Annotated in this window: 3 protein-coding genes; 2 read left to right on the top strand and 1 reads right to left on the bottom strand. The window is 43.4% G+C overall.

Features of this window, described 5'->3' with window-relative positions:
- Positions 1–139, top strand: a 139-nt coding sequence (locus PX484_RS16030) for an alpha/beta fold hydrolase (protein WP_287664376.1), incomplete at its 5' end; no start/stop codon positions are given.
- A 233-nt stretch (positions 140–372) separates the two neighbouring features.
- Here the strand turns inward: PX484_RS16030 and PX484_RS16025 are convergent.
- Entirely contained in the window at positions 373–1,323 is a 951-nt protein-coding gene (locus PX484_RS16025; protein WP_043998160.1) for an undecaprenyl-diphosphate phosphatase, read from the bottom strand.
- A gap of 378 nt (positions 1,324–1,701) precedes the next feature.
- Between PX484_RS16025 and PX484_RS16020 the strand changes: the two genes are divergently transcribed.
- Positions 1,702–1,915, top strand: a 214-nt coding sequence (locus tag PX484_RS16020) for a redoxin family protein (protein WP_288104715.1), incomplete at its 3' end; no start/stop codon positions are given.

Here is a 1,915-nt window from a genome sequence, read left to right as displayed (position 1 = left end):
TGCCAAAATGGGCAAAATGGCGGCGGATTTGAATAATAATATCCAGTATGTGGAGATGGCTAATACTGCTCACTTTCCCATGTTAGAAGATGCCCCTACTTATCTACAAAAATTGCAAGATTTTTTAGAAATTAATTAGGGCTGGCTGAATAAAGCTAAAAACCTTGTTGGGTAAGACTTTTAGACTTTTTGTCAATCAAAAAGTACCATATCTGGGAGTGATCGGGGGGAAAATTCAGGGACTTTTTCCCTAAAAATTAGGTAATTGACCAGATGAAAATCTGTAAAAACCTACACCCCACACCCCACACCCCACACCCTGTCCCCACCAACAAACTTTTTGCCGCAAACCCTAATTAGAATGCCAAAAGGTCAGGAAAAACGCCCCCAGGCCACACCAATCAGGATAGTAACCCCGAAAAAGAGACGATACCAGACAAAAACCCAGGTACTCTGTTTTTTGAGATAATCTAATAACCAAGCGATCGAAAGATAGGAAAATATCGCCGAGGAAATTACCCCAATAGCGAGGGGAATTAATTCACTGGTGTTAATCTGGTCGAGAACTCCTTTAAATTCCACTAAACCGGCTAAAGTTATCGCCGGAATCCCCAGCAGAAAGGAAAATCGCGCCGCTACGGCCCTTTCTAAACCCATGAATAACCCGGCAGTTAAGGTGGACCCAGAACGAGATACCCCCGGTATTAGGGCTAAAGCTTGGGCTAATCCCATTAAAACCCCGTCTTTTTGTCGCAAAGTCTCAAAACTGCGTTTATGTTTCCCGATTTTTTCGGCCGTACCTAAGAGTAAAGCCATGACTATGGAGGCACAGGCGATCGCTGTCATGCTTCTCAGGGGGGAGTTATCTAAATCGGGAATGAAAAGTTTCATTAACAAACCGAAGAAAACGATCGGAATTGTGCCTAGGATAATCCCCACGGCTAAACGAAAATCCTGGGAACGATAATCGGAACTAGCCACCGCTTTCACCATTCCCGTGGATATTTGCCTTAAATCCTGCCAAAAATAGGACAATACCGCCGCAATACTGCCCAATTGAATCACTGCTGTATAGGTGACACCAGGATCTCCCCAACCCAAAAAGACGGGAATCGCTTTTAAATGAGCGGTACTGCTAATCGGCAAAAATTCCGTCACTCCCTGCACAAATCCCAAAAAAATCGCCTGTAACCAGTTAATTTTTGCCAGAGGTATGGTGCTAGTGGTTGATTGGGCAATGACGGCGGGTGTAATCGCCAAAATCACCGTTATTATCGCTAGTCCTAGCCATTTATAGCTTTTTTTCAGGAAGGAAAACATCATTTTTCAGTAAAAAAAGGGGTTGGGTGTGGGGAGAAGTGGGAATTATGAATTATGAATTATGAATTGGGAGGTGGGGAAGTGGGGAGAAGGGAGACAGGAGACAGTATACAGGAGACAGAAGTAACTGATAACAACGGACGAATCTAAAACCTTATTTGTTCAGCTAAAAGCTTTGATGTACTTAGTTTCTAATCTTCTTTTTAGGTGGGAGAATTGCCAGATTCCTTCTTGGAGACTCTTGCCTGTTGCCTGTTGCCTCCTGTCTCCTATCTCCTGATTTAAGCATAAATACTTGTTGACAACTCGTAGTCGTTATGATTACACTTAATTTATACAAACTCGAAATGAGTACGACTTAGCAATTAGGAGTTGACGATTATGCTACCAAACCGAGAAGGGCAGAGAGTTCCCGATGTCACCTTTCCCGTGCGTCAAAATAATCAATGGGTGAACATCACCAGCGAGGAATTATTCAAAGGAAAAACCGTTGTTCTTTTTGCCTTACCCGGGGCATTCACTCCCACCTGTTCCACCTCCCATTTACCCGGATATAACGAATTAGCCCCAGTTTTTCGGGAAAATGGCGTAGATA

Origin of the sequence: Microcystis sp. M49636_WE2 (genome assembly GCF_030065375.1) — a bacterium.
GTDB lineage: Bacteria > Cyanobacteriota > Cyanobacteriia > Cyanobacteriales > Microcystaceae > Microcystis > Microcystis aeruginosa_C.
The sequence above is the reverse complement of the archived record's forward strand: the minus strand, read 5'-3'. Positions and strand labels throughout refer to the sequence as shown.

Bases quoted from the DNA above. Each gene is read 5' to 3' on its own strand.
- PX484_RS16025 (WP_043998160.1), bottom strand. From the start codon at position 1,323: ATGATGTTTTCCTTCCTGAAAAAAAGCTATAAATGGCTAGGACTAGCG.